6 protein-coding genes are annotated in these 5,945 nt (G+C 73.5%); all 6 read left to right on the top strand.

Annotated features, from left to right (window positions below; genetic code table 11):
* Positions 1 to 643: menaquinone biosynthetic enzyme MqnA/MqnD family protein (locus IEZ12_RS16800; RefSeq protein ID WP_229847601.1), on the top strand; the 643-nt coding region annotated here is incomplete at its 5' end.
* 103 nt (positions 644 to 746) lie between these two features.
* A complete protein-coding gene (locus IEZ12_RS16795) occupies positions 747 to 2,309 on the top strand; it encodes a serine/threonine-protein kinase (protein ID WP_189272745.1) in 1,563 nt (520 codons plus the stop codon).
* A gap of 69 nt (positions 2,310 to 2,378) precedes the next feature.
* Complete coding sequence (gene mqnC / locus IEZ12_RS16790; RefSeq protein ID WP_043915664.1) at positions 2,379 to 3,587, top strand: cyclic dehypoxanthinyl futalosine synthase; 1,209 nt, start codon at positions 2,379 to 2,381, stop codon at positions 3,585 to 3,587.
* Between the two features lie 7 nt (positions 3,588 to 3,594).
* Positions 3,595 to 4,194: a hypothetical protein gene (locus IEZ12_RS16785; RefSeq protein ID WP_189272744.1), complete on the top strand. Its 600-nt coding sequence runs from the start codon at positions 3,595 to 3,597 to the stop codon at positions 4,192 to 4,194.
* Between the two features lie 281 nt (positions 4,195 to 4,475).
* Positions 4,476 to 5,036 carry a hypothetical protein gene (locus IEZ12_RS16780; RefSeq protein ID WP_189272743.1) on the top strand — a complete coding sequence of 187 codons (561 nt, stop codon included), beginning with the start codon at positions 4,476 to 4,478 and terminating at the stop codon, positions 5,034 to 5,036.
* A 44-nt stretch (positions 5,037 to 5,080) separates the two neighbouring features.
* Positions 5,081 to 5,776, top strand: coding sequence for a demethylmenaquinone methyltransferase (locus IEZ12_RS16775; RefSeq protein ID WP_043915667.1), 696 nt, complete (start codon positions 5,081 to 5,083; stop codon positions 5,774 to 5,776).
* Positions 5,777 to 5,945: the final 169 nt, after the last annotated feature.

Genomic DNA, 5,945 nt, shown 5'->3' with positions numbered 1-5,945 from the left:
CAGCGACGGCCCGGTGATGTCCTGCGTGATCGTCAGCAAGCTCCCGCTGGACGAACTGGACGGCCGCCGGGTCGCGCTCGGCTCGACCAGCCGCACCTCCGTCCGGCTGGCCCGGCTGCTGCTGGAGGAGCGCGAAGGAGTGCGCCCCGAGTACTTCAGCTGCCCGCCCGACCTGGACGCGATGCTCGCCGAGGCCGACGCCGCCGTGCTGATCGGCGACCCCGCGCTGCGCGCCTCGCTGGAGCAGGCCCCCCGGCAGGGGCTGGCCGTGCACGACCTCGGCGCGATGTGGAAGGAGTGGACCGGCCTGCCCTTCGTCTTCGCGGTCTGGGCCGCCCGCCGCGAGTACGTCGAGCAGCACCCGGAGCTGACCGCCGCCGTGCACCGGGCGTTCCTGGAGTCCCGCGACCTCTCGCTGGCCGAGGCCGCCATGGTGGCCGAACAGGCCGCCCGCTGGGAGGCGTTCGACGCGCCGCTGCTGGAGCGGTACTTCAGCGAGGCGCTGGACTTCTCGCTGGGCGAGCGCCAGCTGGCGGGCCTGGCCGAGTTCGCCCGGCGGGTCGCGCACGACAGCGGCTTCGCACCGGACGTGACGATCCGGCTGCTGGAACCGGCTGCGGCGGAACCGGTCGCGGCGGCCTGAGGACGGCGGTGTCGGACCGGTGACCGCCCTGGGATGATCGGACCGGTCCTGAAGGGCCCGTCGCCGCCGAAGAGCGACGGCCCGCGCCGGAGGGGGAACGGTCATGGAGCGGCTGACGGCTGACGACCCGTCGACGATCGGCGAGCACCGGCTGCTGCGGCGGCTCGGGGCCGGCGGCATGGGGCGGGTGTACCTGGGGCGGACGGCGGGCGGGCGGACCGTCGCGGTCAAGGTGGTCCGCCCCGAGCTCGCCGACGACCCGGAGTTCCGGGCCCGGTTCCGCCAGGAGGTGTCCGCCGCCCGCCGGGTCGGCGGCCGGTGGACCGCGCCCGTCCTGGACGCCGACACCGAGGGCCCCCGCCCCTGGGTCGCCACCGGCTACATCGCCGGCCCCTCGCTCGGCGCCGCCGTGCACACCGCCGGCCCGCTGCCGGTGCCTTCCGTGCACGCCCTCGGCGCCTGGCTGGCCGAAGCCCTGGCACAGGTGCACGCGCTGGGCCTGGTGCACCGGGACATCAAACCGTCCAACGTGCTGCTCACCCTGGACGGCCCCCGGCTGATCGACTTCGGGGTGGCCCGGGCGCTGGATGCCGCCGCCTCGGTCACCCACACCGGGTACGTGGTCGGCTCGCCCGGGTTCATGTCGCCCGAGCAGGCCGCCGGTTCGCCGGTCGGACCGGCCGGCGACGTCTTCTCGCTGGGCGCCCTGCTGGCCTTCGCCGCCACCGGTGCCGCCCCGTTCGGCGAGGGCGTCAGCGCCGCCGTCCTGCTCTACCGGGTGCTCCACGAGGAGCCGGAACTACGCGGCCTGGACGGCGAGTTGCGTCAGGCGGTGGCGGCCTGCCTGGCCAAGGACCCGGCCCACCGGCCCACCCCCGCCGAGCTGCGGGCCCGGCTCGCCCCCGGCGCCGCCGCCGTCGGCCCCGAGACCTGGCTGCCCGGCCCGCTGGCCGCCGCCGTCGGCCGCGCCGCCGTCGAACTGCTCGACCTGGAGGCCGACAGCGCGCCCGGCCCCGCGATGCCCGCCGTCGCGGACCGGGTGCCCACCGCACTGGACGGGGGGCCGGCCGACGCGGTGACCGCACGTCGGGGACGCGGACGGCGGCGCCGGGCGTGGACCGCGGCGGCGGCCGGGGCGGTGCTGTTGGGCGCGCTGTACGGCGCACTGGCCGCGACCGGCACGCTGCCCTGGCAGCCCGAACCGGGCGCCACGCACCCCGCCGCCCAGGACCCGGCCGTCGGCGGCCCGCCCGCGAGTCCGTCCGGCAGCCGGTCGGGGAATTCGGCCGCGACGGGCGGGGGGAAGGCGCTCCCCGGCGGGTTCCTCGGCACCTGGAAGGGCACCATCACCACCAAGGTGGTCCCGCTGCCGTCCACCTTCACGGCCACCTTCACCGCCGGGAAGGTCGGCGAGGACGTCGGACGGACCAGCAACGCCTCGTCGTTCAGCAACACCGTCTGCCGCGGCGTGCTCACCCTGGTGTCGATCGACGCCAAGGCGATCACCCTCCGCGAACGGCTCGACGGCCCGCAGTCTGGCTGCGGCCTGGAGTCGGAGACGCAGACGTACACCCTGCTGGACGGCGGCGGCCTGCACGTCTCCATCACCGAGGCACAGCTCGGCACCGACCCGGAAGGGGACCTGGCGAAGCAGCAGCAGGGCTGAGCAGGGGCGGAAAAGCGCTGGCGTAGGCTGGGCGGGACGCCCCTCCGACGATGAAAGCAGGCCCGCCAGGTGTCCGAGCAGAACCTTTCCGCCGCCCAGCTGCAGGCCGTTCTGGACCGCGCGGCCGAGGGCGGCCGGATCACCGCCGAAGAGGCGCTGGAGCTGTACCGTTCGGCCCCGCTGCACGCGCTCGGCGCGGCCGCCGACGCGGTGCGCCGGCGGCGGTACGCGGGCGTGGAGCACATCGCCACGTACATCATCGAACGGAACATCAACTACACCAACGTCTGTGTGACGGCGTGCAAGTTCTGCGCGTTCTACGTCCCGCCGAAGAGCGACAAGGGCTGGTCGCGGGACCTCGACGAGATCCTGCGCCGCTGCGCGGAGACCGTCGAGCTGGGCGGCACCCAGATCATGTTCCAGGGCGGGCACCACCCCGACTACGGGGTCGAGTACTACGAGCGGAACTTCTCCGCGATCAAGGAGCGCTTCCCGGAGCTGGTGATCCACTCGCTGGGCGCCTCCGAGGTCGAGCACATGGCGAAGATCTCCGGCGTCTCGATCGAGGACGCGATCACCCGGATCCACGCGGCCGGCCTGGACTCGTTCGCGGGCGCCGGCGCCGAGCTGCTGCCGGAGCGGCCGCGCAAGGCGATCGCCCCGCTGAAGGAGTCCGGCGAGCGCTGGCTGGAGATCATGGAGACCGCGCACCGCCTCGGCGTGGAGTCCACCTCCACCATGCTGATGGGCACCGGTGAGACCAACGCCGAGCGGATCGAGCACCTGCGGATGATCCGCGACGTGCAGGACCGCACCGGCGGCTTCCGGGCCTTCATCCCCTACACCTACCAGCCGCAGAACAACCACCTGAAGGGCTCGACCCAGGCCACGGTGTTCGAGTACCTGCGGATGATCGCCATCGCCCGCCTGTTCCTCGACAACGTCGCGCACATCCAGGGCTCCTGGCTGACCACCGGCAAGGAGGCCGGCCAGCTGTCGCTGCACTACGGCGCGGACGACCTCGGCTCGGTGATGCTGGAGGAGAACGTGGTCTCCGCGGCCGGCGCCAAGCACCGCTCCAACCTGCACGAGCTGATCCACCTGATCCGGACCGCGGGCCGCGTTCCGGCGCAGCGCTCCACCACCTACCAGCACCTGCGCGTCCTGGACGACCCGGCCAACGACCCGGTCGACCCGCGGGTCGCCTCGCACATCGCCTCCACCGCGATCGAGGGCGGCACCGCGCACCCCGAGCTGACCATCCTGTCCACGAACTGAGCCCTCCGTGCTGACGCTGCACCGGGCCCGTCTGGTGCTGGCCGACCCCACCGCCCCGCCCCTCGTGGACGGGGCGGTGCTGGTCGCCGACGCGACGGTGGCGGAGATCGGGCCCTTCTCCGAGCTGGCCGGGAGCCCGGCACGAGCCCGCGAGTGGGACGGCGTGCTGGTGCCCGGGCTCGTCAACCGGCACGGGCGATGGCTGCTGGAGGGCGCCTACCACCCGGACCCGCGCGAGGAGTTGGGGGACCAGCCCCTGGCGCCGCCCGACGAGTTGACCGACGAACGGTGGGGCGGCAGCGCCCGCCGGGGGCTCCAACGCATGCTCGCCTTCGGCGCGACAGCCGTGACGGGCCCGTTCGACCGGCCGTCGGTCCGTACGGCGGCGACGCGATCCGGCCTGCACGTGCTGCCGGGCGACGGGACGCCGGGGGCACTCGACCCACTGGACGGCCGACCGCTCGGCACCGCCGTGCACCGGGCGTTGACGGTGGGCGGGGCGGCGGACTTCGCGGTGTTCGACGCGCGGACCCTTGAGGACGTGGAGCGAGGGGCGGGCTGCTTGGCGACAGTCCTGGGCGGACGGCTGCTCCATCGCAGACGGTGAAGGCTCCGTCAGGGGCTCGGGGAACGGCGAGGTCCTGTTGCTGGTGGTCGGAGACAGCGGTTGGTCATGGCTGCGGCGGGTGAAAGACGGGGACCAGAAACGGCGGAACGCCTTGCGCCCTGTTGATCACCAGCAGACTCGACCTCGCCGTTCCCCGAGCCCCTGGTTTTGCACCCGTCGGCCTCGCCCGTTCGCGTACAAGTTCTGACTCCCCGTGACCTGACGCCCCACCAGCGGATACGATCCCGGTTCAGTACTCCGCCGAGCCAGGAACAGGACGCATGCGACCCGCCACCTCCGATCGTCCGCGGACCAGGCCCGGTCGGGGGTGGTACGTGGGGGCGGTGCTGAGTGCGGTGGTGGCCGTCACGATGTGTCTGTTGGGGTGGCGGCAGGCCGATCAGGCGGACCGGATCAACGCGCATCCGGTGCGGATCGAGGGCACGGTGACCCAACTGCCGGGTGGCAGCGGGACGTACAGCCAGGTCGCGTACGTCGCGGACGGGCGGCGGCTGACGGCGGCGGACCTGTGGCTGCCGGAGGAGGCGAAGCTCGGCGATCCGATCTGCCTGGAGCACGCGGCGGACGACGCGCGTGCGGTGCGGGTGTGCGGGAAGCGGTATCCGCAGCCGGTGGGGGTCGGGTTGGCGCAGACCACGGTTCCGTTGGCGGCGCTGCTGTGCCTGGTGTGCCTGTACCGGATCCGGCAGCTCAAGCGGGCCGACGGGCGGGCCGCGGCGGGCGGGTTCACGGTGGCGTTCGCGGCCGAGGGGATGCCCGCGCTGACCCAGGGCAAGCGGTCGCGTCGACGTCGCAAGGGGGGCCGCCGCGCGTTGCGGTGAGCCCTGGTGACGGTTGCCGGTGGGGCTGGGTTAAGAATGGGGGCGTGACCCGAGCCCATCTGGACAAGCAGCCGCACGATGTCGCCGCCATGTTCGACGACGTCGCGGCCAAGTACGACCGCACCAACGACGTGCTCTCGCTGGGCCAGGCCCGATTGTGGCGCCGCGCGGTGGCCGATGCGGTGGGGGCCGTCGCGGGCCAGCGCATCCTGGACCTCGGCGCGGGCACCGGCACGTCCTCGCTGCCGTTCCTGGAGGCCGGCGCGGACGTGGTTCCGTGCGACTTCTCGATCGGGATGCTGACCGAGGGCAAGAGCCGTCACCCCGAGCTGGCGCTGACCGCGGGCGACGCGACCCGGCTGCCGTTCGCGGACGAGTCGTTCGACGCGGTGACGATCTCCTTCGCGCTGCGCAACGTGCAGGACCACCAGGCCGCGATGCGCGAGATGCTGCGGGTCACCAAGCCCGGCGGCAAGGTGGTGATCTGCGAGTTCTCCACGCCGACCTGGACGCCGTTCCGTACCGTGTACACCGAGTACCTGATGCGGGCGCTGCCGCCGGTGGCCACCAAGGTGTCGTCGAACCCGGAGGCGTACGTCTACCTCGCGGAGTCGATCCGGTCCTGGCCCGACCAGCCCGCGCTGGCCGCGGAGTTGCAGCAGGCCGGCTGGACGAAGGTGGCGTGGCGCAACCTGACCGGCGGGATCGTGGCTCTCCACCGCGGCTTCAAGGCCCCGTAGACTGCGAGGGTTCGGCGCTCCGCACCGCTTCGGTGACGGAGGGTCCGGACCCGACCACCCGTGACCCGACGCGCTCAGGAGAGAGCCGAATGACCGAGACCGCCGTGGAGTCCACCGCCGACGTCATCGTGGTCGGCGCCGGTCCGGCCGGTTCCACCACCGCGTACTG

This window comes from Kitasatospora griseola (assembly GCF_014648555.1).
In the GTDB taxonomy this organism is placed as follows: domain Bacteria; phylum Actinomycetota; class Actinomycetes; order Streptomycetales; family Streptomycetaceae; genus Kitasatospora; species Kitasatospora griseola.
The sequence above is the reverse complement of the archived record's forward strand: the minus strand, read 5'-3'. Positions and strand labels throughout refer to the sequence as shown.

Bases quoted from the DNA above. Each gene is read 5' to 3' on its own strand.
- IEZ12_RS16795 (WP_189272745.1), top strand. From the start codon at position 747: ATGGAGCGGCTGACGGCTGACGACCCGTCGACGATCGGCGAGCACCGG.
- IEZ12_RS16780 (WP_189272743.1), top strand. From the start codon at position 4,476: ATGCGACCCGCCACCTCCGATCGTCCGCGGACCAGGCCCGGTCGGGGG.